At 40.8% G+C, this 25,564-nt stretch carries 25 protein-coding genes; 13 read left to right on the top strand and 12 right to left on the bottom strand.

Going from position 1 to position 25,564, the window contains the following annotated elements:
* The first annotated feature begins 83 nt into the window (after positions 1–83).
* On the top strand, positions 84–1,055 hold the full coding sequence (gene ispB / locus M1F26_RS17700) for an octaprenyl diphosphate synthase (RefSeq protein ID WP_096864332.1): 972 nt from the start codon (positions 84–86) through the stop codon (positions 1,053–1,055).
* 40 nt (positions 1,056–1,095) lie between these two features.
* Here ispB and M1F26_RS17705 read toward each other — a convergent pair whose 3' ends face one another.
* Entirely contained in the window at positions 1,096–1,458 is a 363-nt protein-coding gene (locus M1F26_RS17705; RefSeq protein ID WP_004905928.1) for a DNA-binding protein, read from the bottom strand.
* 132 nt (positions 1,459–1,590) lie between these two features.
* Entirely contained in the window at positions 1,591–1,938 is a 348-nt protein-coding gene (locus M1F26_RS17710) for a DNA-binding protein (RefSeq protein ID WP_004905929.1), read from the bottom strand.
* Between the two features lie 516 nt (positions 1,939–2,454).
* On the opposite strand from M1F26_RS17710, the gene M1F26_RS17715 reads away from it, so the two are divergent.
* The gene (locus M1F26_RS17715; RefSeq protein ID WP_004905930.1) at positions 2,455–2,727 is read left to right on the top strand and encodes a helix-turn-helix domain-containing protein; all 273 of its coding nucleotides are present in this window, start codon (positions 2,455–2,457) and stop codon (positions 2,725–2,727) included.
* A gap of 146 nt (positions 2,728–2,873) precedes the next feature.
* Here the strand turns inward: M1F26_RS17715 and mdh are convergent, their stop codons facing one another.
* Positions 2,874–3,812: a malate dehydrogenase gene (mdh, locus tag M1F26_RS17720; RefSeq protein ID WP_004905937.1), complete on the bottom strand. Its 939-nt coding sequence runs from the start codon at positions 3,810–3,812 to the stop codon at positions 2,874–2,876.
* 493 nt (positions 3,813–4,305) lie between these two features.
* On the opposite strand from mdh, the gene argR reads away from it, so the two are divergent.
* Both argR and M1F26_RS17730 read left to right on the top strand, forming a co-directional pair.
* Positions 4,306–4,776, top strand: coding sequence for a transcriptional regulator ArgR (gene argR / locus M1F26_RS17725; RefSeq protein WP_004907450.1), 471 nt, complete (start codon positions 4,306–4,308; stop codon positions 4,774–4,776).
* A gap of 85 nt (positions 4,777–4,861) precedes the next feature.
* A complete protein-coding gene (locus M1F26_RS17730; RefSeq protein WP_036958784.1) occupies positions 4,862–5,278 on the top strand; it encodes a DUF6122 family protein in 417 nt (138 codons plus the stop codon).
* Positions 5,279–5,321: 43 nt separating this feature from the next.
* Here M1F26_RS17730 and mpl read toward each other — a convergent pair whose 3' ends face one another.
* A complete protein-coding gene (gene mpl, locus M1F26_RS17735; protein WP_110591052.1) occupies positions 5,322–6,704 on the bottom strand; it encodes a UDP-N-acetylmuramate:L-alanyl-gamma-D-glutamyl-meso-diaminopimelate ligase in 1,383 nt (460 codons plus the stop codon).
* Positions 6,705–6,867: 163 nt separating this feature from the next.
* On the opposite strand from mpl, the gene fbp reads away from it, so the two are divergent.
* Positions 6,868–7,875 (top strand): class 1 fructose-bisphosphatase, encoded by a 1,008-nt coding sequence (gene fbp, locus M1F26_RS17740; RefSeq protein WP_004905947.1) that lies wholly within the window; start codon positions 6,868–6,870, stop codon positions 7,873–7,875.
* Between the two features lie 205 nt (positions 7,876–8,080).
* On the top strand, positions 8,081–8,611 hold the full coding sequence (gene ppa, locus M1F26_RS17745; protein WP_004905951.1) for an inorganic diphosphatase: 531 nt from the start codon (positions 8,081–8,083) through the stop codon (positions 8,609–8,611).
* Between the two features lie 144 nt (positions 8,612–8,755).
* On the opposite strand, the gene M1F26_RS17750 is transcribed toward ppa, so the two are convergent.
* The 3 genes from M1F26_RS17750 to tamA are packed head-to-tail and all read right to left on the bottom strand — an operon-like array spanning position 8,756 to position 14,622.
* Positions 8,756–9,103, bottom strand: a complete 348-nt coding sequence (locus M1F26_RS17750) for a gamma-glutamylcyclotransferase (RefSeq protein ID WP_004905952.1) — start codon at positions 9,101–9,103, stop codon at positions 8,756–8,758.
* A 3-nt stretch (positions 9,104–9,106) separates the two neighbouring features.
* Positions 9,107–12,883, bottom strand: a complete 3,777-nt coding sequence (gene tamB / locus M1F26_RS17755; RefSeq protein ID WP_140171828.1) for an autotransporter assembly complex protein TamB — start codon at positions 12,881–12,883, stop codon at positions 9,107–9,109.
* Complete coding sequence (gene tamA, locus M1F26_RS17760) at positions 12,880–14,622, bottom strand: autotransporter assembly complex protein TamA (RefSeq protein ID WP_140171829.1); 1,743 nt, start codon at positions 14,620–14,622, stop codon at positions 12,880–12,882. The genes tamB and tamA overlap by 4 nt, the downstream gene beginning before the upstream one ends.
* A gap of 133 nt (positions 14,623–14,755) precedes the next feature.
* On the opposite strand from tamA, the gene msrA reads away from it, so the two are divergent.
* Positions 14,756–15,397: a peptide-methionine (S)-S-oxide reductase MsrA gene (gene msrA / locus M1F26_RS17765; protein WP_004905960.1), complete on the top strand. Its 642-nt coding sequence runs from the start codon at positions 14,756–14,758 to the stop codon at positions 15,395–15,397.
* A 253-nt stretch (positions 15,398–15,650) separates the two neighbouring features.
* Positions 15,651–17,018, top strand: coding sequence for a hemolysin family protein (locus M1F26_RS17770; RefSeq protein WP_004905961.1), 1,368 nt, complete (start codon positions 15,651–15,653; stop codon positions 17,016–17,018).
* A 74-nt stretch (positions 17,019–17,092) separates the two neighbouring features.
* Here M1F26_RS17770 and M1F26_RS17775 read toward each other — a convergent pair whose 3' ends face one another.
* A complete protein-coding gene (locus M1F26_RS17775) occupies positions 17,093–17,299 on the bottom strand; it encodes a DUF1107 domain-containing protein (protein WP_004905964.1) in 207 nt (68 codons plus the stop codon).
* A 290-nt stretch (positions 17,300–17,589) separates the two neighbouring features.
* Here M1F26_RS17775 and M1F26_RS17780 point away from each other — a divergent pair, with 290 nt between their 5' ends.
* On the top strand, positions 17,590–18,150 hold the full coding sequence (locus tag M1F26_RS17780) for a YtfJ family protein (RefSeq protein ID WP_140171830.1): 561 nt from the start codon (positions 17,590–17,592) through the stop codon (positions 18,148–18,150).
* Between the two features lie 195 nt (positions 18,151–18,345).
* Here M1F26_RS17780 and qseC read toward each other — a convergent pair whose 3' ends face one another.
* Positions 18,346–19,707 carry a quorum sensing histidine kinase QseC gene (qseC, locus tag M1F26_RS17785; RefSeq protein WP_140171888.1) on the bottom strand — a complete coding sequence of 454 codons (1,362 nt, stop codon included), beginning with the start codon at positions 19,705–19,707 and terminating at the stop codon, positions 18,346–18,348.
* A gap of 2 nt (positions 19,708–19,709) precedes the next feature.
* Complete coding sequence (qseB, locus tag M1F26_RS17790) at positions 19,710–20,369, bottom strand: quorum sensing response regulator transcription factor QseB (protein WP_140171831.1); 660 nt, start codon at positions 20,367–20,369, stop codon at positions 19,710–19,712.
* Positions 20,370–20,548: 179 nt separating this feature from the next.
* On the opposite strand from qseB, the gene M1F26_RS17795 reads away from it, so the two are divergent.
* From M1F26_RS17795 to mqo, 4 genes are all read left to right on the top strand, one after another.
* Positions 20,549–20,953: a YgiW/YdeI family stress tolerance OB fold protein gene (locus tag M1F26_RS17795; RefSeq protein WP_140171889.1), complete on the top strand. Its 405-nt coding sequence runs from the start codon at positions 20,549–20,551 to the stop codon at positions 20,951–20,953.
* 114 nt (positions 20,954–21,067) lie between these two features.
* Positions 21,068–21,655, top strand: a complete 588-nt coding sequence (nudK, locus tag M1F26_RS17800) for a GDP-mannose pyrophosphatase NudK (RefSeq protein ID WP_140171832.1) — start codon at positions 21,068–21,070, stop codon at positions 21,653–21,655.
* A 343-nt stretch (positions 21,656–21,998) separates the two neighbouring features.
* Positions 21,999–22,388, top strand: coding sequence for a cupin domain-containing protein (locus tag M1F26_RS17805; RefSeq protein ID WP_140171833.1), 390 nt, complete (start codon positions 21,999–22,001; stop codon positions 22,386–22,388).
* Positions 22,389–22,396: 8 nt separating this feature from the next.
* Entirely contained in the window at positions 22,397–23,890 is a 1,494-nt protein-coding gene (gene mqo, locus M1F26_RS17810; protein ID WP_140171834.1) for a malate dehydrogenase (quinone), read from the top strand.
* A gap of 44 nt (positions 23,891–23,934) precedes the next feature.
* Here the strand turns inward: mqo and cysQ are convergent, their stop codons facing one another.
* Both cysQ and M1F26_RS17820 read right to left on the bottom strand, forming a co-directional pair.
* Entirely contained in the window at positions 23,935–24,675 is a 741-nt protein-coding gene (cysQ, locus tag M1F26_RS17815; RefSeq protein WP_004905978.1) for a 3'(2'),5'-bisphosphate nucleotidase CysQ, read from the bottom strand.
* Between the two features lie 124 nt (positions 24,676–24,799).
* A complete protein-coding gene (locus tag M1F26_RS17820) occupies positions 24,800–25,420 on the bottom strand; it encodes a peptidylprolyl isomerase (RefSeq protein WP_140171835.1) in 621 nt (206 codons plus the stop codon).
* Between the last annotated feature and the right edge of the window lie 144 nt (positions 25,421–25,564).

Consider the following 25,564-nt stretch of genomic DNA (forward strand, 5'->3'; position numbering starts at 1 on the left):
TGCTAGAAAGATAACTGTTCTATCGGTCTCCCAACTTTTTATTTCGGGAATGAACCAAAAACTAATAATATGAATAAATTAAGATGAATTTAGAATCTATTATTGAACTGACAACTGAGGATATGTCAGCGGTAAACGAAGCCATCCTCAGTCAATTGAATTCAGATGTTGCGCTAATTAACCAGCTTGGTTATTACATCGTCAGTGGTGGCGGTAAAAGGATCCGGCCTATGATCGCAGTGCTTGCTGGTCGATCCTTAGGTTACTCGGGTCATAAACATACCCAAGTTGCTGCATTGATCGAGTTCATTCATACAGCAACTTTGCTGCATGATGACGTCGTTGATGAGTCCGATATGCGTCGCGGAAAGCAAACTGCAAATGCTGTTTTTGGTAATGCAGCGAGTGTCTTAGTTGGTGATTTTATTTACACTCGATCATTCCAGATGATGACGGATCTCGATTCAATGCGGGTGCTAAAACTGATGTCTGAAGCGACGAATGTGATCGCTGAAGGGGAGGTTTTGCAATTGATGAACTGCAACGATCCTAACATTACTGAAGAAAACTATATGCAAGTGATCTACAGTAAAACCGCACGTCTTTTTGAAGCAGCAGCCCATGCATCTGCGATTTTAGCCAATGCGACACCAGAGCAAGAAAAAGCACTACAAGATTATGGTCGTTATATTGGGACAGCTTTTCAGTTAATTGACGATCTACTCGATTATGATGCAGACAATGCTCAGCTGGGGAAAAATACGGGGGATGATTTAGATGAAGGTAAGCCTACACTTCCCCTACTTCACGCGATGCAAAATGGTAATGAAGAAGAGTCAGCATTGATCCGCCAAGCGATTGAACAAGGCAATGGACGTCATCTGTTAGATACTGTTCTTGCAACTATGAAACGCTGTGGTTCCCTTGAATATACTTATGCAAGAGCCCAAGAAGAAGCACAAAAAGCGATTGATGCCTTAAATGTAATTGAAGATTCAATTTATAAAGATGCATTGATCGGCTTAGCTTATATCGCAATCCAACGCCATTCTTAGTCACTAGAAAAGGCAAAACAGGTCAAGAAAAGGGGAAACGCTATTTTTCCCCTTTGTCTTCTTCATCGATTTGCGCAAGCAGTGACGACAAACCATAACGCAGGATATACTTCACTATTTTATTGCGCTCAGACTCTGTCAATTGATAATACGCTTCTGACCAGATCTGTAATGCATCTGTTCTTTGACTTTGGTAAGTTACCGAAGGCTCATGCAGGCTAAGTTGCCCTTGGATTTCTCCCGGTAAGCTTTCATAATAATACTCAACAGCCTTACCTTGCACCCCTCTTTTACGGCGGTTTTTCCAGCCTTCTCGTCTTGCCATTAGGTTAATTCCCTGGGGTGATGTCGGGAGTCCTTCTAACCCAGCTAATTCTTTGGCAGTGAACCACAATTTTTTCATTTTTCACTTCACACTTATATTATGAAACCTGCTGTTGCAGCTTTACTAAAATGTCATCTGTTAAAAAATTTTTTAAATTCAATATAATATTATTTTTATATATTAATTATTTACACCTTAAGTAATTGTAAATTATTTATTATTAATTAAATCAATTAGTGCTAATGTGCCTTCACGCATAATAAATGTCAGGATAGTGTCTCGTTCATCATTAGAAAGCTGGTTATAAGCTTCCTGCCAAATAAAGGCATTATCATTTCGTTTTACTTGATAAGGAGATGAAGTTTCGTTAGCAAACTGCCCCTCAAAAATATCGATAGGTAAAGAACTAATATGGTACTCCAACGCTTTGCCTTGAATACCTCGCCTTTTACGGCTTACCCAGTTTTCACGCCTTGCCATTGCATTAATACCTTGAGTTGTCATGGGAAGCCCTTGTAACCCAAGCAACTCTTTTGCCGTTAGCCATTCCTTGTACATGCTGACCCTCCTAGTCATGATGACAATTTAATTTTCAGTTGTTAAAAACTATCTATATTTTCTCAAAACCTCATTAACTCATTCGTTTTATTTATGCCTATAAATAATAATATACAAATTATATTTGTTATTAGCATTCTAATTTCTTTTAATAACAGATAATTAAATAATTTACTCTCTAATAATTTAACTAATTTTATTAACTAATCTAGATATATTAAGAGTACGAGTAAAAAGTAGCATTAAATATGCCATTTCTATCCCTAACTAGAAAGAGTTAGTTTTAACATCAAAGTGTTATCCTAATTCACAGTTATTCATTCTGACTTTCTATTTAATTTCATAAAAACCACGGTAGTTTCATAAAATGAATTTTTAAGAAAAAATCAGAAATTATTTTGGGAAATTTCTGTTATTTTATTTCCAATAACTAAACGGATGTACTGAATGTATCATAATTTTCGGTTACTCGTACCACTAACTCTACATGATTCTAAGTGAAAAAAGGACTAAAAAATGATTTTACGGAAGTCGGACTGGCACCCTGCAGATATCATTGCAGCTTTACGTAAGCGTGGGACAACTCTTGCCGCAATTTCGCGCGAGGCAGGACTAAGCTCTTCAACGTTAGCAAATGCACTATCACGCCCTTGGCCTAAAGGGGAATGGATTATTGCCAATTTCTTAGCGATCCACCCCGCTGAAATTTGGCCAAGTCGTTATTATGACCCAATTACAGGGGATTTATTAGAAAGAAAAGTCAGAGTAAAAACACCAGCAGAAGATTAAAAATTGAATTGATATAATTATAACGCCGTGAATAATCAATCAATTTATTCACGGCATTATTTTTTGATAACAAGCATATAAAAAAAGGTTGAGTTCTAAACGAAACTCAACCCTTCACATTCACTATTAGGAAAAATTAATTGGCATTAGCCATTAATGAATTTTTCACCTAATTCGATATCTGCTTTTAATACATCTAGCATGTCTTTCAGCGCTTTCTCTTCAAATGCGCTTAATTTACCGATTGGTAAGTGCTTTTCGATACCGTTTTTGCCTAAAACAACTGGTTGTGCGAAGAAGCGAGCGTGTTCACCATCACCTTCGGTGTAAACACATTCAACCACATTGCTTTCGCCTTGGAGACCACGAATTAAAGATAAACCTAAACGTGCAGCTGCTTGGCCCATAGATAAAGTTGCAGACCCGCCACCGGCTTTCGCTTCAACGACTTCTGTGCCTGCGTTTTGAATACGTTTGGTTAACGCGGCAACTTCCTCATCAGTGAAGCTAACACCTTCAATTTGAGATAACAATGGCAGAATAGTCACACCTGAGTGGCCGCCAATCACAGGCACTTCAAGGTCATTAACATTTTTGCCTTTCAGCTCAGCAACAAACGTATTAGAACGAATGATATCTAACGTCGTCACACCGAATAAACGGTTTTTATCGTATACTCCTGCTTTTTTCAGGACTTCCGCAGCGATAGCAACGGTGGTATTCACTGGGTTAGTGATAATACCAATCAATGCTTTAGGGCAGGTTTCAGCAATTTGTTGGATCAGATTACGGACGATACCCGCATTGATGTTAAATAAGTCAGAACGATCCATACCTGGTTTACGTGCAACACCCGCAGAAATAAGAACAATGTCAGCACCTTTCAATGCAGGTTTTGCATCTTCGCCGGCAAAGCCTGTCACTTTAACATCAGTTGGGATATGGCTTAGGTCAGCAGCAACACCAGGAGTAACTGGTGCGATGTCGTAGAGGGAGAGTTCTGAACCTGCTGGGAGCTGGTTTTTGAGAAGAAGGGCGAGAGCCTGACCGATACCACCTGCTGCACCTAGGACTGCAACTTTCATTCTGAAACTCCTTAATTTGTACTTTAAAAAGATATCACTTTATTTGTTATACACTTAACACATTACGTATAAAAAACAATTTGTTAACAGATAGAGAGAGAGTTTAACGCAAGAGAACTTGTTCATTAATTGCCAGTATTCTAAACAAATTCCTTATCTGTTAATGAGATAACGGGCACTTTTTTAACAAATAGTTTTTCAGGGTATTGCATTTCGCACAATAAGTTGTTTTTAGTGTATATTATTCAATCAAAAATATTTTTATTAACAATAAATTTACAGCAGACATCTGAAAAATTCATTGTTCTATTATGCTAATTTTTCATTCCCACAATTTACGATAAATAAATACTTCTGACTATCAGCTCGAAACAAGCTTATCTAACTTTAAGTTATTCACTGGTTATAAAATCATCATAACGCAATTTTGTTGCATAAAAATGCACTTTTACGGATAATACAACTTGGTTCAATGCAAAAGAATGGGTTAATTATGCGCACTCCGTCTAAACAAGAAGACTTGGTTAAGGCTTTTAAAGCCCTACTTAAAGAAGAAAAATTTAGCTCGCAAGCTGAGATCGTCACAGCTTTGCAAGAAGAAGGCTTCGAAAATATTAACCAATCAAAAATTTCCAGAATGCTTACCAAATTTGGTGCAGTTCGCACCCGTAATGCAAAAATGGAAATGGTATATTGCCTGCCTACAGAGCCTGGTGTCCCTACCGCTACCAGTCCACTCAAAAACTTGGTTTTGGATATAGACTATAACCCTTCTGTTGTCGTGATCAGAACTAGCCCTGGAGCTGCACAGCTTATTGCACGTTTGTTAGATTCATTAGGCAAAGCAGAAGGAATTTTAGGTAGTATTGCTGGTGATGATACTATCTTCTCAACACCGGCAAATAATTTCACCACAAAAGAACTGTATGAAGCGATTCTAGCGTTATTTGAACAAGAGCTTTAATCTATTGATATACATTAGCTTAAGAGGGAAATTGATTTCCCTCTTATTGTTTTTGTCTGTTTCTATTCTATTTTGAGACATCATTTTGCTATTTGATATTTTCCGTAACTTCATACACTACGGCTTTCACTTCCTAATGCCAATTGCCTTTGGTTACCTATTTTGGCGAAAAAATTGGAAACTAGCGGCCCTGATTATGATTGCCACGATGGCTATCGACTTAGATCATCTGCTAGCTGATCCGATTTTCGACCCAGAGCGCTGTGGCATTGGTTTCCACCCACTCCATTCCTTTTGGGCTGCGGTTGTCTATGTCGTATTATTATTCATGCCATCATGGAAGCTTAAAGCCATTGCTGTTGGTTGTTTATTCCACCTTTTTACTGATTCAGTAGATTGTTATATGGGAAGTTTAAAAAAAGAAATGAATAGTCCAATAACATTAAGTCTCGTCACAGAACAGTGCCCATTGGGTATGCCAAACATAAAAAAACCCCAGTAATCATAAGAATCACTGGGGTTATCAAATAGCTAGCTAAGAGAATTTAATCATCTCGCTCTGTTTCTGCTTTCGCTTTCAAACCTGCGAGCAATTTGCCATGAATGCCACTAAAGCCACCGTTGCTCATCACCAAAATATGATCGCCCGGTTGTGCGGTTTCAATAATCATATTGGTGAATGCCTCAATATCTGCACTCCAACGCGCGGGTTGGACGCATTTTTCAGCGATGTCTGTCACCATCCAAGGGATATTGGCGGGTTGGAAAAGAAACACTTCATCTGCACGGCCAAGCGCAGGCGCAATATCATTTTTATTGATACCCATTTTCATCGTATTCGAGCGAGGTTCGAGCACCGCAAGAATACGTGAAGTTCCGCCAACTTTGCTGCGAAGTGCTTCTAACGTCGCCAAAATAGCGGTTGGATGATGTGCGAAGTCATCGTAAACACTGACACCATTTTCAACGCCTCGTAGCTCAAGACGACGACGTGCATTGATAAAGCTATTCAAGGCGAGACAAGCTTCTTTTACTGGAACGCCCACATGGTGAGCCGCTGCAATCGCCATCAATGCATTTTGGATATTGTGGTTACCCACTTGTGACCAAGTGACTTCTCCAACTTTTTCTTGTTGGTAATACACCGCAAAATGGCTGCCATCGTGGCTGAGCTTCTCAGCTTGCCATCCGCCATGCTCCCCACCCACCAGCTCTTGTTCACTCCAACAGCCCATTCCAATCACTTGTTTTAAATGATTGTCGTTGTCCGGTGTGAAAATTTTGCCACTGGCGGGCACAATACGTACAAGATGATGAAACTGTTTTTGAATCGCTTCGAGGTTTTCAAAGATATCCGCATGGTCGAATTCAAGGTTGTTCAATACCAAGGTTTTCGGGCTGTAATGAACAAATTTAGAACGTTTATCGAAGAATGCACAGTCATATTCATCAGCTTCGATGACAAAAAACGGGCTTTCACCAATCTTAGCGGAGACATCAAAGTTACCTGGGACACCGCCGATTAGAAAACCTGGCTTGTAACCGCAGTCTTCTAAGATCCACGCAAGCATCCCCGCGGTGGTCGTTTTACCATGTGTCCCCGCCACAGCCAGTACCCAACGTTCCGGTAACACATAGTCATGGAGCCACTGTGGGCCAGAAGTATACGGCAAACCTCTTTCTAATACGGCTTCAACACAAGGGTTTCCACGCGTCATTGCATTACCAATCACCACCATATCCGGTATTGGGTCAAGCTGAGCCGGATCATACCCCTGAATAAGCTCAATCCCTTGATTTTCAAGCAATGTGCTCATCGGTGGATACACATTGGCATCCGAACCCGTCACTTTATGTCCTAAAGAACGAGCCAATATTGCTAAGCTTCCCATAAAGGTACCGCATATACCTAAAATATGTATGTGCATTCTTTTTCATCCAATTAGCATGAGGTTGGTCACTATTCTACCCATCAAAAACAGGTTTATAAATGCATTAACCTATTAATCTTTTTTTTATTTAGTTAAACTCTTCCCGCGCGAGGGTAAATGCCCCGCAAAACCTCTGTCAATTTTATTCAGGACCTTCGTCATGAAAACATTAGGCGAATTCATCGTCGAAAAGCAACAAGATTTTCCTCATGCAACAGGTGAGCTGACTTCTTTATTATCAGCTATCAAACTGGGCGCTAAAATTATCCATCGTGATATTAATAAAGCTGGACTTGTCGATATTCTTGGCACTAACGGTGTTTCGAATATTCAAGGTGAAGTTCAGATGAAGCTTGACCTGTATGCAAACGAAAAACTGAAAGCGGCTTTAAAAGCACGCGGAGAAGTCGCCGGTATCGCCTCTGAAGAAGAAGATGAAATTGTCATTTTCGAAGGAGACCGCGCAGAAAACGCAAAATATGTTGTTTTAATGGACCCACTTGATGGTTCTTCAAACATCGATGTAAACGTTTCCGTTGGAACAATTTTCTCAATCTACCATCGTATCACGCCAATTGGCCAACCGGTTACAGAAGCGGATTTCCTGCAACCTGGTAACCGCCAAGTGGCTGCGGGCTACGTGGTTTACGGTTCATCAACGATGTTGGTTTACACCACTGGTGTTGGTGTACATGCGTTTACTTACGACCCATCATTGGGCGTGTTCTGCTTGTCTCATGAAAAAGTGATGTTCCCATCAGAAGGAAAAATGTACTCCATCAATGAAGGTAACTATATTAAGTTCCCGATGGGTGTTAAAAAGTACATTAAATATTGCCAAGAAGAAGATAAAGCAACAAATCGCCCGTATACCACGCGTTATATCGGTTCTTTGGTTGCAGACTTCCATCGTAACTTGCTCAAAGGGGGAATTTATATTTACCCAAGTACGGCAAGCCATCCAAATGGAAAACTGCGCCTTCTGTACGAATGTAACCCAATTGCATTTTTAGCAGAACAAGCCGGTGGTAAAGCCAGTGATGGAGCAAACCGCATTTTAGATATCATACCTAGCGAATTACACCAACGTGCGCCGTTCTTTGTCGGAACTGAGTCGATGGTAGAAAAAGCAGAATCATTTATGCGTGAATTCCCTGACACGGAATAATCTAATTCATTAATTATAAGGCGGGGCTTCCCGCCTTTTTTGTCCCTTTTTTTCACCAACTAGTGAGTTTTGTCCCCTTTTACGGCTATAATGTCCCTCACGCTATCTACTCTATTATTTAATTTGCCTAAAGGCGGCAATAAATGCGATGCCAGTGACAAATTAAAATGAGTAAATTCATTATTCACACAAAGGATACATTTAAATGGGCCTGAACAATGTACCGGCAGGTAAAGATCTGCCAGAAGATATCTATGTTATCATCGAAATCCCAGCGAACGCAGATCCTATCAAATATGAAGTTGATAAAGAGTCTGGTGCGCTGTTTGTAGACCGTTTCATGTCAACAGCGATGTTCTATCCATGCAACTATGGTTACATCAACAACACCCTGTCTTTAGATGGTGACCCAGTTGATGTATTAGTTCCAACTCCATACCCATTGCAACCAGGCTCAGTCATCCGTTGCCGTCCTGTTGGCGTACTGAAAATGACTGACGAGTCTGGTGAAGATGCAAAATTAGTGGCTGTTCCGCACACTAAATTAAGCAAAGAATACGATCACATTAAAGATGTGAACGACCTGCCAGAATTACTGCGTGCTCAAATTACTCACTTCTTTGAACATTACAAAGATTTAGAAAAAGGTAAGTGGGTTAAAGTTGATGGTTGGGAAGACGCGGCATCTGCAAAAGCAGAGATCATCGAATCTTTCGAACGCGCTGCAAAAAAATAATCCCCCTATAGGGAGATTATGAAAGCTCTGGTTAATACCAGGGCTTTTTTTATGGGTTATAATCAGTTAATTAATCTATAAAAAACGCCAGCTATCATAGCTGGCGTCCTGTATAACTATAGCATTCAATATAATATTGGATAGCTACTTTTCTTCATCACGTTTCAACCAGTCGCCACTTTTTATTTGGCGTAGACCATCAACGGAATGTTTATATAGATAAATCCAAGCGTTACCATACGGCGTTGGGATGAGCTCCCTCACATAGTCTTGAGAATTTTTCTTTAGCTCATCTAACTCTGTCAAAATGGACGGGTTGATTCGATAAACTTCGCACTCTATCGCCCCATCCCCTTTGACAACCGCTGGATAATATCCAAGATCATACAGTTCATAGCCTTCTAGCTTATGCTCACCAAGTAGCTGAGCATAAGTCATCCAGTGATGATTTCCTTGCTTTTGTCTTAAGCTGCCATAAACAATTACACGCATAATCTAAAACTCAAATTGGTAAAGGAGATCCAATGCCTGATTAACACCAGACACAGCTTCTAAATACAGTTTTGGCATCAATCGATAACGTAAAGTTAACGTCGCCAATGAGTCAAAGATACCAACTCCATACTTCACTTGTAAATCATTAGTGATCTTACCACTTACAACGACTTGAGAACCATCCCCCACACCTTGGGTGTCGACGGCTAAATCAGAGACCCCAAATGTCTCACCAATTTTGCCCACGAGTTGCCCACTTTGTGCTACACCTAAGCCTATTAACATAGATGTCATTTGTGAACCATTTGCATCCCCACTGTCTAAGCCCTCTCCTCTTAATAAGTAAGACAGCGCTTCTTGTTGTGTTTTCGCCGGTTCAGAGAATATTTCTACTTTCGGTTTATCCGCAAGCCCTGTGACCTTCACCCCAGCAATCACGCCATCTGCCGTGTTGTCTGGGTTACGAATGGCTTCTAAGTTTAAGAATGGTTGGTCCGCAGGGCCTGAGAATTGAATTTGGCCTTTACGGACAATCAAATCTTGCCCATAAGCACGGAAACGACCGGCTGGAATATCCACTTGGCCATTGATGTGCAAGCCATGGATATTCTGAACCACTTTCAATAAACCCGTCAGGCGCGCTTTTAAGCCAAACGCATCCAATCGAACATCATTACCAATTTTAATATCTAAATTGGTCTGAATAGGAATGGATGGCGCTTTTTGTTCAATTGGCTGTAGGTTACTATCTAACATCACCACATCCGATGATGGGCTTACCGCTGACTCAGGGAGTTCTTGAACAGTAATTCGTGCCCACGGAATATTGACGGTACCGTTTAGCGTGAGTACCGAAGGTGATGCATCAAATACAATGTCCGGTTGAACATCAATTTGGATCATCGGTGGTAAAGAAACTCGAAGGTTATTACCTCGTGCCATGACTTTTGCACGCCATGCATTAACATTGCGCCAATCTGCATCACCATCAATGTTCAGATAGCCTTCTGGCGTGTTTATCTGACCATTCATTACTGAGCTTGTGCCGTTGAAATTAATACCTAAATGACCACTTTTGATATCAAACGGGATCATTGCCGATCTCACTTCTAAGCTCGAAAGCGCTAAATTACCATTTAATAATGGGTTATTCGCTGACCCACCTAAACGTAAGTTCGCACTCAAACGCCCATTCGCCACTTCCTTCTGGCCCAGCAACGGCTTGATTAAATCTAATGTCACTGAATTGATTTCAACATTACCCGACAGTAAGCGGCGCTTTTCAATATCAGAAATTTGAATATTGCCGCGCATTTGGCCATTATTCGTTAGCCCAAACAACCAGTTAAGGTCTGCCTTGCCATTTTTCAAGCCCGCGCTTAACGTTAAGGTATCAAAAGCAACAGGTAAACGAGTGCCATCCACAAACTGAACCGCTTTGACATCATTTCCTCGCAAGTCCAACTTCACTTGCGGCATACTGCCATCTGCTTTCCAAATCGCATTGGCTTTACCCGTAAATACGCCGCTGACTCGAGTATCTTGTGGCATAAACGGTTTGATCATCGCGAGGTCAAAACGTTCTAGCACGATATCTGCGCTACCACTTTTACCTGCTTTAATCGGTTTTGGTACACACAAACGGGCATTCGGGTTGACCCAACAATGGCTGCCGATAGTCACTTCTTGCGTTTGGTTAGCATAATTGAGTGACATCGCTTGGTTTAAGCGCCATTCACCCACCACCGTATCAAATAAGGTATTGGTTAAATTCCCTTTCCACACTTCAGTCTGCCGGTCAAAACTACCTGCTAATGCTAATTGCCCAGAAACCGGTTCGCCCTTCATGTTCAACTTAAGCGTGTGCTGTTTTTCACTTCCTTTCGCGTCTAAAGTTAGGTTATTGACGACAAGATCACCTTGCTTCAACTGACGAAGAACAACGGATAAATCCCCTTTAATTTGCTCGCCTGTTGCTACATTTCCTTTGATAACAACATTCTCGATAGCAAGGTCATCCTGCCACTTCACGCCGCGTGCCGTAAGGTCAACAAGGGCTTCTGGTGTTTGTAAATTACCACGTAATTTCACATCACCCGCAATCACACCACCTAAGCCCGGTAGCAAACCATTGAGTGCAGGGGCATTAATTTTGGCATCAAGATTCCATTTATCGGCAAGAGAACCTTTTACATCTACATTGTTTTTACCTAATGCCAAATTGAAGTTCGGAATATCCCATTGGCCTGCTGCGTTACCTTTGGCTTTACCCCGTGCTTTTAAAAGATTATTTTTAACATTACCGTCTAAGATAATTTCAGGAATATCCAACTGCCAGCTGCCACCGTATAAACTTCCGCGTGTGGCAATTTTACCTTCCACTTTAGCAGGCCATTCAGGGTACTGTTTGGCAGTATTAATACCTGAAAGGGTCAATACTGCATTCCAACTAATTGCCTTGCTCCAGTCCGCAACGCCAGTAATATCCGCATGACCTTGTAAAGCGACTAAACGTAAGCGAGTTAAATTAATTTGCTCTTCATTACCTTTCGCATCTAATAGCAAGGTCGAAGGTGGTAAATCCTGCCCAGTGATAGCTGAACGTACAGACATATCATAAGCGGATGGGCGGCCGTTCAAGCGTATGCGTGTGCCATCTAATTGATACTGCGCTTCTCCGACTAAAGGCCACGTTAACTTATCGCTTTCTAGTGTGAGTAGAATCGGCAAGTCTGCTTGTGACAAATCCGTTTCTGCATCTAATTTTGCATTAATTGGCCCATGTAAGTTCAAGGCCAATTTTAGTTCATCAATCAAACCGCCTTTTAAGGAGAGATCTACCTTTTGCCCATCTAAATCGTCTAAACGGCTTTCCCCCACGACTGACAATGAGACTGGCCATTTATCTTGCAAGGTCGCCGTGCCAGATAACGCAATATTCCCCTGCGGTGCATCGACTTTTAACTGTTTAACGAGAACTTGTTGCCCTTCATTTGAAAGACTCAGGTGCAATTGGTTAATTTTGAGATCAGTCGCACCCGTTAATTGAAAATTCGAAGCATTAATACCGTCGACATTCAAATCAACAGGTAAAATAACTTCTGGTAATTCAGCAAGTAACGGTTTAGAAAATAGCGCTTTTAATTCATCTGCCAATGATTTTTGTTCATTTATCGGCGTTGGCTCTGGCTGTTTCTCTTCAGCGACGGCATCTGATTTGGTTTCAGGTAAATTAATCGCCAAATCAATGATGTCGGTTGGAATGATCGTGATCGCTTTTCCTTCCCACGTTACCCCTGTAGTAAATTTCGCTAAATCGATATCCATGCCATCTACATTGACGTGTGTTGAAACCAAAGCCAATTGATTCAAACGAATGGTCAAAGGTGCCTTGAGTTCAGTCAGTGGTTCAGATGGTGGCGTTTCTTCTGAAGGGAGGAATTGAGTGGTATCGACAGTAACAGTGACATTTTCCGTGCCTAAGTTGTCGACACATAGCTCACGGCTTGTTAAACAACCTAGACGTACCGCTAAATTTAATTTCCCCGCATTAACATCGATGCCTGGCATTTGATATTTAACGCCACTTAACGTTAAGTCACTAATATCACCGTCAATTTTATCAATGGTTAATTCAGGAACAAAACGTGTCGCTGTATTTAATGCAAAGTGAAGACCTGATTGCGTTCCAATCACCCAACTGAGTGCGGCAACAACCAGAACAAGAATTAATAAAATGGAAAGACTGGTCCATTTTAGCCACTTCAACCACCTCATAGCTCAGTCCCCAAGCCGATATAAAACTGTATTTTGTTGTTATCTGGATCACCGATAGGTTTTGCTAAGTCTAATTTTATTGGACCAACCGGTGAGACCCAGCGGATACCGACTCCCGCACCCGTTTTAAAATCATTATCTTTAAAGTTATCAACGGCTTCACCACTATCAATAAAGGTCGCTCCCCACCAATTTCCTGTAAAGTTATATTGGTATTCCACAGAGCCTACCGCCAATTTTGATGCCCCTGTCAGCTTACCTTTACTATCTTCTGGCGAGATCTTTTGATAACCATATCCACGCACGCTGCCGTCACCACCCGCAAAGAAACGCAAGTCCGGTGGAACTTTGTCGAAGTCATTGGTTTCAATCCAACCGATATTTCCACGAACGACAAAGCGATGCCCCTCCCATGGCGTTCTGATCCATACATTTTTGGCTTGTAGTACAGCGAAGTCGATATCTGAACCCCAAATTTTATTCGAATAATCAATAGAATAACGTTGGCTATCTCCCCATGTTGGCATCACACCGCCGCGTTGGCGAATGCGGCTTACATAGGCCCCGGGATATAGCAACATCGTCGTATTCGTCACATTAGCTTGGGTAAAGTTACTCAGCATCCAACGCATGTTTACGCCATATTGCCAACCGGATGAATAATCCCAGTTACGAGACACATTCAAGGTTGTTGTATTCGCTTGTGTATCATTCAAATCTGTCCGTTTAAAGCCCCCTTGAACCGCATAATATTGCTCAAGCGGGTTCGCTTTTAATGGAATTTTATAACTCGCATCAATTAATTGTTCTGGTTGGGATAAACTAATATTTGACGTTAAACTCTGCCCACGAGAGTTAATCCAAGGCTTATTCCATGTGGCTTTAACGCGAGGGCCGACATCGGTGGCATAGCCTCCCCCAAGCTCAATAAAGTTTTTCGCTCTAGGGGTCATTACTGCTTCCATCGGTAACTCATAAGAATTTGCTTTGCGCGCACTCACAATACGCGGTGTCACAATTGCAGAAGAGAACCAACCTGTTTCAGCTAACCGACGGTTAAACTCAGCAAGTTGCTCTGATGTGTAGTATTCCCCTTTTTTAAAAGGGGCTAGGTTATTCAGGTAATCTTCTCGGATTTGTGAACCTGAATAAGAAATTGCACCAAACCGATAACGTTCACCACTGTTAAAATCAAAATCCCAATAAGCCGCATGGTGATCAAGAGAAATACCCAGTTGGCTTTTCTCCATCATCGCATCAAAATAACCTTTGCGAACAGCTAAACTACTAAAACGTCCTTTAAATTCTTCGTATTCGCCATCATTTTGAACTGTATCAAGCTTTGGCGTATATTGTTTGAGCATCTTTTCATAGTCGGGATCCGTTTTTGCTCCACCTTGCAATTCAACAGTCACTCCCTTCAATAAAATAGGTTCTCCAGGAGTGACCTTGGCGGTTAAAACGGAACGAGCTGGCGGGGTTTTTTCTTCATAGCTAAATTCAACCGTGGGTTGGTAGTAACCTAAAGGCTTTAAACCTTCTTTAATTGCTTTCTCAACACGGGCTCGAAAACGACCATTTGGCACAACTTCATCTTGCGATATATTAGACAGTTGTACTCGAACGTTTTGATTAAGTTGTCCTTCAAGGCCTTCAATATTAAGACGAAGATTAGTTGCGTGTACCACTGGCACTGCCGCAGTTAGGCAGAGAAAACAAATTAGAGGGTATTTCGACACGCCTACTCCTAAGGTGATTGTTCGATTGACTAAATACTTCATATCAATTTATTTTGAGTAAAATTCGCCATATACACAAGTTTTTATCCCTATTTTTAGATTATTTGTGTGGTCAATACATATAGGAATCATTATGCCTTTTAATAAATTTCACTCTGCAAGTATTGCACAACCTCTGCCCGGCAGAGCAACTGCTATGACTTACTCACCATATCATGCGCTTAACCATCATTCGATTGAGATTATTCCTAAGAATATGGAAATTGCTTATTTTGCCATGGGTTGTTTTTGGGGAGTTGAACGATTATTTTGGCAGCAAGCTGGGGTTTATTCAACTTCTGCTGGGTATTGTGGTGGAGTGACCCCTAACCCGACCTACGAGGAAGTTTGCTCTGGGCGAACTGGCCACGCAGAAGCGGTTCGTGTCGTTTTTGATCCGCAAGTTATCAGTTACTCTCAACTATTGACATTATTTTGGGAAAACCATGACCCTGCACAAGGCATGCGCCAAGGAAATGACATGGGAAGCCAATATCGTTCCGCAATTTATACTGTATCAGATGAGCAAGACCAGCAAGCGATGGAAACACTGCAAGCTTACCAAAATGCAATGAAAGCGCAGCATGACTCTCGTGCAATCACGACCGAAATAGCGCCCTTAGACACTTTCTATTTTGCCGAAGATTACCACCAGCAGTACTTATACAAAAACCCGAATGGATATTGCGGATTAGGGGGGATTGGTATCTGTTTACCACCTTCGTTAAACAAATAAATCAATAACTTAATACAGTGAGTTCATCTTCCCAACCATTCAAGTTGCTTTTCAATATGACTTAAAGCAGCTTGAATGATGATGAATATCTAGGCAGATAAATCACCTCAGTGCTATACTAATGCAACATATCAACAATTTGCGCATATTGCGCAACATATATTTGCATACTCAATATATTTAAATACACGAGACTATGCCTTCAGAGATTTTTGAATTTTATGGATTCTTCCTTTGATTGGCTGGATAACTTATGCTCAACAGTTTATTAATTGTTCTATTATTATGTGCAATTAGCGCATTCTTTTCTTTGTCAGAAATTTCTCTGGCAGCTTCCCGCCGCATTAAACTTAAACTTATGGCCGACGAAGGCAACATTAATGCGGCTCGCGTGCTTAAATTACAAGAAATGCCGGGAATGTTTTTTACCGTCGTTCAAATTGGTTTAAATGCCGTTGCTATCCTTGCCGGTATTGTGGGGGAATCTGCTTTTTCTCCAGCTTTGTACGATATCTTTATTCAATTTTTATCCCCAAGCTGGGCTCAACAAGTTTCATCAATCCTGTCATTCACCATTGTGACAAGCTTGTTTATTTTAGTGGCTGATTTAACGCCTAAACGCATCGGTATGGTAAAACCTGAAGCCATTGCGATTCGTATTGTGAATCCGATGCGCTTCTGCTTAGTGGTACTGAGCCCATTCGTCTGGTTTTTTAATGGCCTTGCTAACCTGTTTTTTAAATTATTCAAATTACCTACATCACGCAATGAAGATATCACTTCTGATGATATTTTTGCGGTCGTTGAAGCGGGTGCTGTAGCAGGTGTGTTACGTAAACAAGAACACGAATTAATTGAGAACGTGTTTGAGCTGGAATCACGTACTGTACCATCAGCGATGACTCCGCGTGAAAGTATCATTTATTTTGACAAAGACGAGTCAGAAGAAAGCATCAAACATAAAATTTCAACCCAGCCACATTCTAAGTTTCTAGTATGTGCAGGGGGTATTGACCATGTTATTGGTTATGTTGATTCGAAAGAATTACTTAACCGTGTACTCAATGGGCAGAGCTTAAGTTTAAAAGATGGTGTTCACATTAGAAATACGCTCATGATCCCTGACACCCTCTCATTATCAGATACCTTAGAAGCATTTAAAACAAACGCCGTCGATTTTGCTGTGATTCTCAACGAATATGCATTAGTCATGGGTATCATTACCATCAATGATGTAATGATCACTTTAATGGGGGACTTAATTGGCCCAGGGCAAGAAGAGCAAATCGTAGTACGTGATGAGAATTCGTGGTTAGTTGAAGGCGGAACGCCAATTGAAGATGTGATGCGCATTTTAGATATTGATGATTTCCCTGACTTTAGCAACTATGAAACCATCGCAGGGTTTATGATGTACCGGCTAAGAAGAATGCCGAAACGGACAGATTATGTGAAATATGCGGGCTATAAATTTGAAGTCGTCGATATTGATAATTACAAAATTGACCAATTACTCGTAACTCGCCTGACTACAGCGCCATCACCTGTCGTTGTACAACCCGGAAAAAATACTATTGAAACGGCTGGCGCAAAACAACAAACAAAAGATACAGGACATTAATGCTTGATAGCGAAGCCGTTTCTTTCAATGCGCCACCTATGTGGCGCGTTGTTAACCAAAAACTGCTGATTAACCTACCCCAGTTCTGCCTGTAATAATGAAACCTGTTTATTGACCTCACTCATCACATTGTAATGGCGCTTATCACTGATTTTAGGTGGTAGAATTTTCCCATAGTTAAACTCAAATGCCCCAAAATCCTTAATATAGAGCCTGCCACGGAATAGCGTTTTGACGTAAAGAGCAATCTTAGATGGGTTATAACGGTTAAAAATTTTCATTAGAACTTTGCCTCCCCTTTGTTCTTACGATATTCAATAACTCATACCGTACAATAATCATAGACCAGAAATTTTTATTTTGGTTCTAAAATTGCAGTTTTATTCAATTTACTGACATAACATGACACTGTAAATTAACTGTTAAAACCCCATAAACTTTGCTTTTATTCTAAATTTTAAAAAAATGTTAAATTACCTCTTGTAACTCATCCGATGAGCTATGTTATAAATAGTAGTCATCAGACAAACCACTAGGCTCACATGGCAAAATAATCAATCAAGGGGCTTTTATGATAAAAAATTATTTACTTTTAATATGCTTGCTTGGGGTATCTGCAGTAGCCTCTGCAGAAAATATTCAATTAAATCAATCTGTTCCTGCTATTTCTGTCAGTGGCAAGGGTGAGCTTGTCATGAATAATGACGGGAAATTGGATTATCAACCGTGGAAAAGCCAACAGCTCGTTGGAAAGGTGCGTACTATCCAACACATTGCTGGCCGTTCTTCAGCAAAAGAACTCAATGCCCCCTTAGTTGAGGCTATCAAGCAAGCCAAGTTCCCTCATGATAGCTATCAAACAACAACAATCATTAATACCGATGATGCAATTTTCGGTACGGGTGTATTTGTGAAAAACAGCGTTGAAGATAGCAAAAAAGAGTTTCCATATTCACAATTTATTGTTGATAGCGAAGGTACGGTGAAGAACGCATGGGGCTTGAAACCAGAAAGTTCAGCAATTATCGTATTGGATAATCAAGGGAAAGTGTTGTTTTTCAAAGATGGTGAATTAAATACCCAAGAAGTTCAAAAAGTCATTAGTTTGTTAGTCTCATCACTAAACCAATAACGTCTACCTTTTGCTGTTACTAAGTTAGTATGTAGTGTGCGCAATTTCGCACACTACAATTTCTCACACGCGACAGATAGTTAGCCCTATCTCACTTGAGTTAAAAATAGTGAGTTATGCTAAAATGCCCTTACATTAAATATGCATAATTATGATTATTATTTTAATAAACAATCATAATTAATGTGCTTATTATCACGTTTTAGTTTCATTCCAATACACTTTGGCACAAAAGCCCCCATTAACGCCATGAGTAAAAATAACTTGTAAATGATGCAATTGCGCAATCCGTTTAACAATAGAGAGCCCTAAGCCACTCCCAGTTTTTTCTTGTCCCGGCGGACGATAGAAGCGCTCACCTAACCGCCGTAAAACTTCAGGTGTCACGCCATTACCATCATCTTGAATTTCAAAGTGATCAGCATACAAAATAATCTCCACTCGCCCCTCTATTTTTCCATAACGTATTGCATTATTGAGCAAATTTCTCAGCAACGCATTGAGTAGTAATGGCTGACCTTGAAAATCAGGGGGGCTAGCAACTAAAGTATTTATTATCGTTGTTTGCTGCTCTTTAGCTTCCGGCTCTACATCTTTTATCGCCGCTTCAATTAACTCAGGCCAAGATACAACTTTAATATCATCAAGTTGCGTGGATGACTCTAACCGAGACAACATCAGTAGTTGGTCAACAAGCCTTGTTGCCCTATCAATACCTTCCGATAAATTAGCCACTGCATGATTACGGATATCTGCATTATTCCCTGCAATTTGTACCACTTCTGCCTGCACTCTTAATGCTGCAAGTGGGCTACGTAGTTCATGAGCCGCATCCGAGGTAAATTGTCGTTCACGGGCAAACATTTCATTAATACGGCCAAACAGCACATTCATAGAGTCAATAATAGGTCTTACTTCACTGGGAATTCGCGTCACTTGTACTGGGGTTAGTTCATCAGGTTTTCGGTGATACAACTGGTTTGCTACGTCCTTCAATGGGCGTAAAGCTCGTGTCAACAGCCATAAAAATAGTAATAACATGATTGGCAAAGCAATCAACCAAGGCATAAATTGTGCAACCATAATATCGGTTGCCATTTCTTGTCGGTATTCCCACTCTTGTCCTACTGCAATGATATATCGACCATCTTGAGATTTTAGCCACACAAAACGCCAAGGGTCGTCACTTCCTTGGATCATCCCATCGCTAAACCCTTCTCGCTTAAATTGATAGACGATGTCTCTACCGTTATCACCGTCGTTTAATACCATTTCGCCGCCCGGTGTAAAGATAGCAAATGCCAGTGCATCGTCATCTTGATGGCCACGGTTCTTTCGCAATAGTTTTTTGGTTTTAGTCAGTGAAGGCCGGCTCAATTCAAAGTCTGATGGTAAAACAGATAACCGTTTAGCAAACGCCATTTGCTGGGTATCAAACAGCTCATTAATCGTTTTATAGCTTTGGTACCACGCTAACGAACTGGCGATCCCCCATGTCAGCAAAGCTAACAAGAGCAGCATTAAAGTGAGTTTCAGCCTAAGACTAAATGTCTTCATCATTAATCATCACCTAATCGATAGCCAACACCATGAATGGTTCGAATAAACTTATTGCCTAATTTACGCCTTAAATGGTGGATATGCACCTCAACAGAGTTACTAGAGACCTCTTCATCCCAGTTATATAATTTCTCTTCAATTAAAGGGCGAGAAAAAACTTTATTTGGGTTATGCATAAATAAAGAAAGCAAAGCAAACTCTTTCCCTTTTAGTTGTACAGGTTCACCTTGCTGTGTCACCGTCATTGCAACCGGGTCCATTTCGACATCACCATGCGTAAGTTTAGAAGATAATTGCCCACTTCGGCGGCGGATCAACGCTTGCAAACGCGCCATGACTTCCATTAAAGCGAATGGTTTACAAAGATAATCATCAGCCCCTTGTTGAAGTCCTTGAACACGCTGATCCAAAGCATCCCGTGCCGTCAAAATCAAGACTGGCTCATCACGCCCCTCCTTACGCCAATGCTTCAAAATATCCATTCCATCAATATTTGGTAACGAAAGATCGAGTACAACAGCGTCATAAGGTGCATCAAATAAAGCGAGTTGCCCCTGTTTACCATCCATAAACCAATCAATGGTAAACCCTAATTGGGTTAAACCCACTTTTAAGCCATCACCAATTAACCGGTCATCTTCAATTAGTAGAATTCGCATAATCTACCCCCATATTAGAATATTATTATATTTATCCTATCAGCTATAATATGACTAGCTATTATTGGCAAAATTAAAAATATAATTCGTTAGTTAAGTTTCTTAAGATCCTGTTAAGATTTACTTGGTTTAATACCCTCCATACAAACAAGTTTACATCCAATTTGGAGATACCGATGATGAAAAAATTACCTGTAATTGCTTTAATTGCTGCACTCGCAAGTGCACCTGTTTTCGCTGCAAATGGCGGGTTTGACGGCCCTGGCGCTGCCACAAATACAACAGCCCAAACCTCTCCAACCGGTGGTTTCATCGGCCCAAATAGTGGGGAAATGACTGTCGCAAAAGCACTTGATATGTCAGATGACAGCTGGGTTATTTTACGTGGGAATATCGTCAAACAACTTGACCATAAACATTATGAATTCACCGATGGTACTGGCACTATTAATTTAGAAATCAGCGAAAAGCGTTGGAATGGCATAAATGTAACGCCAAAAGACAAAGTTGAAATTCGCGGTAAAATTGATAAAGACTGGAATTCAAGAGAAGTCGAAGTTAAACAAATCCAAATAATTAAATAACCCGCAAGTTTACAGTGGGATCTGCTCTAAAGCAGGTCCCATCTAAATCCTATTTCATACAGAAATTAACAGTGCTAAATTAACAAAATCATTTTTGTTTAATAAGGTTGCTTAATGACTGTAAAACTCCCTAACATACGGAATATTCGCGAGAAACTGCTTTCGGATAATTGGTATATTTTAAAAAAATATACTTATGAGTTACAACGTCGAGATGGTAGTTGGCAACAACAAGAGCGCGAAGTCTATGATAGAGGCAATGGCGCCGTTATTTTGTTATATAACAAAATAAAAAATAGCATTATTTTAATTCGTCAATTTCGTCTGCCTGTTTATGTTAATGGCTATTCTGATTTCCTGATCGAGGCCGCCGCTGGTTTATTAGAAAACGCCTCACCAGAAGCTCGTATTATTGCTGAAGCCGAAGAAGAAACGGGTTTTAAAGTCGATAAAATTCAAAAAGTTTTTGAAGCCTTTATGAGCCCAGGCTCTGTTACCGAAAAACTCCACTTTTACATCGCTGAATACAGTGATAATAATCGTCAAAACGCGGGTGGTGGACTTAAGGAAGAAGGCGAAGATATTGAAGTTTTAGAGTGGCCTTTCTCTAAAGCCATTGATGCGATTAAAACGGGAGAAATTGTTGATGGTAAAACCATCATGTTGATCCAATACCTCGCCCTAAACGCTATTCTCAAATAGCTAATCCAGCTCTGATAGCTCATAATGATAAAATAAAGTCATAGTGAGCTTTCCTATTTTTTATCAATCATTAAACGAACGATAAAAATAAAAACAATCGTAAAAAGATAATCAACTTTTATTATTTTATTCTTTTATTCTTTTATTCTTTTATTCTTTTATTAAAAAATAAAACCATAATTCCAAGATAAAACATATTTCACTTTGACCTATCCGCTAAAAAACCTTAAATTTAAATAATATTTAATTTTATTTATCATCATTTTAAGAGTCTTATTTTTGCATCCAATGAATATCAAATAATTGTTATACATTACAGTCGGTGATTAAGGAGCTAAATAAAATGATACGCTGCGTTCGTATGTGGACAGGAGAAGATGGAAATTCTCTATTTGAAGAAGGCACTCTTGAGCTCAATAATATAGCAGGAGGAGATAGCCAAACCCCTGCCATTGCGGTCAATGAGCTTACCTTTCGTGAAACAGTTTCTGGCGGCTCTTTTGATTGGCATCAAGACCCTGTTCCTCGTTATGTCATTACCCTTTCCGGCACTTTAGAATTCGAAACTAAAGATGGTTCTAAATTTATCATCAATCCTGGTGATATCTTACTTGCGCAAGATAATACAGGAACTGGCCATAAATGGCGGCTTATTGGTGATGAGCCATGGCGTCGTGCTTATGTTGTCTATCAAGAAGGTACCGATCTTTGCTTCACTCCAACCAAAAAATAGGGGGATACATGAACAAACCCATTGCTGAGAATGTCGATATTGCTCTGATAGGCGCAGGGATCATGAGTGCAACGCTTGGTACATTTCTCAAAGAACTTGAACCTTCACTGACGATCGCCGTTTTTGAAAGGCTAAACGACTGTGCCCAAGAAAGTTCCCACCCGTGGAACAATGCGGGAACAGGGCATGCCGCTAACTGTGAGATGAACTATACACCACCAAATCCAGATGGTACGGTGGACATCAGTAAAGCCCTTGAAGTCAATACTGAATTCGATCTCTCTCGTCAGCTTTGGTCTTATCTGGTCACCAAAGGCAAAATTAAAGACCCACGTGACTTTATTCACCCATGCCCACACATGAGCTTTGTTTGGGGTGAAGACAATGTAAAATTCTTGAAACAACGCTACCAACAGATGTCTGCTCACCATTGTTACCACAACATGGAATACAGTGATGATCCAAAGCAGATCAACGAGTGGGCACCTCTGATCATGGAAGGTCGAGACCCTAAAGAAGCGATTGCGGTTACCCGTGTTAATACCGGTGCTGATGTCGATTACGGTGCGCTAACGCATTTATTAATCGCACAATTAAGCGAACAGCCCGGTTTTTCAATTCACTATAAACATGAAGTCATCGATGTTAAAAAAACCGCCGATGGCAGATGGAATATTGAAGTTAAAAACCTACTCACGCACGAGAAAACAATGACTTCAGCGAAGTTTGTGTTCGTTGGTGCAGGCGGTAGAGCAATCGAATTACTACAGAAATCAGGGATCCCTGAAGGAAAAGGGTATGGTGGATTCCCTGTCAGTGGTATCTGGCTGCGTTGTGATAACGAAGAAATTGCCTCTCGCCACCATGCAAAAGTCTATGGTAAAGCAGACAAAGGCTCACCACCAATGTCTGTTCCACACTTGGACACTCGTATTATTGGTGGTAAACGTTCTCTATTATTCGGGCCTTATGCCGGTTTTTCGAGTAAATTCCTTAAGCACGGCTCTTATTTAGACCTGTTTGAATCGGTTAAATTGAATAACATTGAACCAATGCTTGCGGTTGCGAAAGATAACTGGTCACTCGCAGAATACTTAGTGGGCCAAGTCCTGCAAACTTCTGCTCACCAATTTGCTATGCTGCAACAATTCTACCCAGAAGCACAGCATGAGGATTGGAAAGAGGTGGTTGCAGGGCAACGAGTACAAATTATTAAACCTGACCATGATAAAAAAGGGGTTTTAGAGTTTGGTACAGAACTGATTACTAGTGCGGATAAATCATTTACTGTATTGATGGGAGCATCTCCGGGGGCCTCCACAGCGGCATTTATTGCGCTAAACGTATTAAAAACGTGTTTTGATGAGCAACTCAAAGCCGATGGATGGGAAACACGTTTAAAAGACATCATTCCAACCTATGGGATTGACTTAAAAACGGATGCAAAAGCCTGTTTAGATATTCGTACAGCCACTGCCAAAGTGCTGCAACTAGATAATTAGTTATTAATTAGGTTGGGAAATCACTTCCCAACCTTTATTGATGTTTAGAATAAAATCACCCGAAAACCTGGATTTAAGAAAGACTCTCGAGGTGTATAATCGAGCGTTTTTCCATGCCAATCAACGACTTTTGCCCCTGCACCAATGGCAACCGCATGTCCAGCTGCAGTGTCCCAAATATTTGTAGGCCCAAAACGTGGGTAAAGCTGTGCTTTTCCTTCCGCAACCAAACAAAATTTGAGTGAAGAACCAATTTCTACTGTCGTGTGTTCACCCATTTGTTTTAAATAATCCATTAATTCATTGTCTTGATGGGAGCGGCTGATAACAATGACTGGTGGCTTGGCATCATTCACATGAATAAGTTGCTTATGGCCACCCTCCTCCTTCCATGCCTGATTACCTTCAGCGTAGTACAGCAGCCCTTTCGCTGGGGCATATACCACCCCCATCGTTGGTACACCGTTCTCGATAAGGGCAATGTTAACCGTAAAATCCCCATTACGATTAATAAATTCTTTCGTTCCATCCAATGGGTCAATCAACCAATAGCGTTGCCAATTCTGCCTGACTGGCCATTCAGGAGGGTCTTCTTCCGACAGTTGGGGGATATCAGGAGCAATACGAGCAAGGCCCGCGGTAATCACATTGTGGGCGGCAATATCAGCCTCGGTAACAGGCGAATTATCACTTTTGTGTTCAACCTGTAAAGGTTCTTGCGCATTATAAGTTTCCATAATCGCATAACCCGCTTCTTGAGCTAATTCGCAAATTTGCTGTAGCATATTATTCACCTCTCTGATGACCCTTTACTGCAAGAGTAGCAATTGTGTGAAATTAACGCCATAAAAAAAGCCCCAAAGTCCAAAGACGATGAGGCTTTTTAGCTGTGAACTGAACTAACAGAAATTATAAAATTTCAAGTAATTCAACTTCAAATACTAATGTACTGAATGGCGGGATTGATGCACCTGCACCACGCTCACCATAAGCTAATTGGTGAGGGATATATAATTCCCATTTAGAGCCGACTGGCATCAGGGTCAATGCTTCAATCCAACCTGGAATAACGCCGCTTACAGGAAACTCTGCTGGCTGCCCACGCTGTACTGAGCTATCAAACACAGAGCCATCAATTAAACGCCCTGTATAGTGAACACGTACGCGGTCTGAGCGAGATGGAATAGCACCATCACCTTGGTTAATCACTGAAAATTGTAAGCCAGACTCAGTCGTTGAAACACTATCACGTTTTTGGTTTTCATCTAGGAATTTTTGGCCTTCTTCCGCTAATGCTGCCTGGCGGGATACACGAACAGCGTCGGCACGCTCATGCACTTCACGCAATGCTTTGTGCAGAGTTTCAACAGGTACCGATGGCATATTGCCTTCTAAAGCGTCAACGAGGCCTGCTAAAATTGCATTTGGCACTAAACCTTCTAGCCCTGACTCTAATAATTGCTGCCCAACTTGTAAACCTATGCCATAACTCGCTTGAGCTTCTACCGAATCGAAATTTTGGTTTGCCATGAAAATACCCATATGATTTTGAGAAAAAACCAAGAATAGCAGCCCCATCCTTATGGGTAAACCCAAACAATGAATCTAAAGAATAAAACTGATTGATTCCCGACAAATTTATTCAGTGTTCTCTGAAAAATTCAGCCCAACGCT

The sequence above is a fragment of the Providencia sp. PROV048 genome, from assembly GCF_033688165.1.
Classification (GTDB): Bacteria; Pseudomonadota; Gammaproteobacteria; order Enterobacterales; family Enterobacteriaceae; genus Providencia; species Providencia hangzhouensis.

Excerpts from the sequence above, each read along its gene's own strand:
- ispB (WP_096864332.1), top strand. The coding sequence starts at position 84 with ATGAATTTAGAATCTATTATTGAACTGACAACTGAGGATATGTCAGCG.
- M1F26_RS17705 (WP_004905928.1), bottom strand. The coding sequence starts at position 1,458 with ATGAAAAAATTGTGGTTCACTGCCAAAGAATTAGCTGGGTTAGAAGGA.
- M1F26_RS17710 (WP_004905929.1), bottom strand. The coding sequence starts at position 1,938 with ATGTACAAGGAATGGCTAACGGCAAAAGAGTTGCTTGGGTTACAAGGG.
- M1F26_RS17715 (WP_004905930.1), top strand. The coding sequence starts at position 2,455 with ATGATTTTACGGAAGTCGGACTGGCACCCTGCAGATATCATTGCAGCT.
- mdh (WP_004905937.1), bottom strand. The coding sequence starts at position 3,812 with ATGAAAGTTGCAGTCCTAGGTGCAGCAGGTGGTATCGGTCAGGCTCTC.
- argR (WP_004907450.1), top strand. The coding sequence starts at position 4,306 with ATGCGCACTCCGTCTAAACAAGAAGACTTGGTTAAGGCTTTTAAAGCC.
- mpl (WP_110591052.1), bottom strand. The coding sequence starts at position 6,704 with ATGCACATACATATTTTAGGTATATGCGGTACCTTTATGGGAAGCTTA.
- fbp (WP_004905947.1), top strand. The coding sequence starts at position 6,868 with ATGAAAACATTAGGCGAATTCATCGTCGAAAAGCAACAAGATTTTCCT.
- ppa (WP_004905951.1), top strand. The coding sequence starts at position 8,081 with ATGGGCCTGAACAATGTACCGGCAGGTAAAGATCTGCCAGAAGATATC.
- M1F26_RS17750 (WP_004905952.1), bottom strand. The coding sequence starts at position 9,103 with ATGCGTGTAATTGTTTATGGCAGCTTAAGACAAAAGCAAGGAAATCAT.
- tamB (WP_140171828.1), bottom strand. The coding sequence starts at position 12,883 with ATGAGGTGGTTGAAGTGGCTAAAATGGACCAGTCTTTCCATTTTATTA.
- msrA (WP_004905960.1), top strand. The coding sequence starts at position 14,756 with ATGCCTTTTAATAAATTTCACTCTGCAAGTATTGCACAACCTCTGCCC.
- M1F26_RS17770 (WP_004905961.1), top strand. The coding sequence starts at position 15,651 with ATGCTCAACAGTTTATTAATTGTTCTATTATTATGTGCAATTAGCGCA.
- M1F26_RS17775 (WP_004905964.1), bottom strand. The coding sequence starts at position 17,299 with ATGAAAATTTTTAACCGTTATAACCCATCTAAGATTGCTCTTTACGTC.
- M1F26_RS17780 (WP_140171830.1), top strand. The coding sequence starts at position 17,590 with ATGATAAAAAATTATTTACTTTTAATATGCTTGCTTGGGGTATCTGCA.
- qseC (WP_140171888.1), bottom strand. The coding sequence starts at position 19,707 with ATGAAGACATTTAGTCTTAGGCTGAAACTCACTTTAATGCTGCTCTTG.
- qseB (WP_140171831.1), bottom strand. The coding sequence starts at position 20,369 with ATGCGAATTCTACTAATTGAAGATGACCGGTTAATTGGTGATGGCTTA.
- M1F26_RS17795 (WP_140171889.1), top strand. The coding sequence starts at position 20,549 with ATGAAAAAATTACCTGTAATTGCTTTAATTGCTGCACTCGCAAGTGCA.
- nudK (WP_140171832.1), top strand. The coding sequence starts at position 21,068 with ATGACTGTAAAACTCCCTAACATACGGAATATTCGCGAGAAACTGCTT.
- M1F26_RS17805 (WP_140171833.1), top strand. The coding sequence starts at position 21,999 with ATGATACGCTGCGTTCGTATGTGGACAGGAGAAGATGGAAATTCTCTA.
- mqo (WP_140171834.1), top strand. The coding sequence starts at position 22,397 with ATGAACAAACCCATTGCTGAGAATGTCGATATTGCTCTGATAGGCGCA.
- cysQ (WP_004905978.1), bottom strand. The coding sequence starts at position 24,675 with ATGCTACAGCAAATTTGCGAATTAGCTCAAGAAGCGGGTTATGCGATT.
- M1F26_RS17820 (WP_140171835.1), bottom strand. The coding sequence starts at position 25,420 with ATGGCAAACCAAAATTTCGATTCGGTAGAAGCTCAAGCGAGTTATGGC.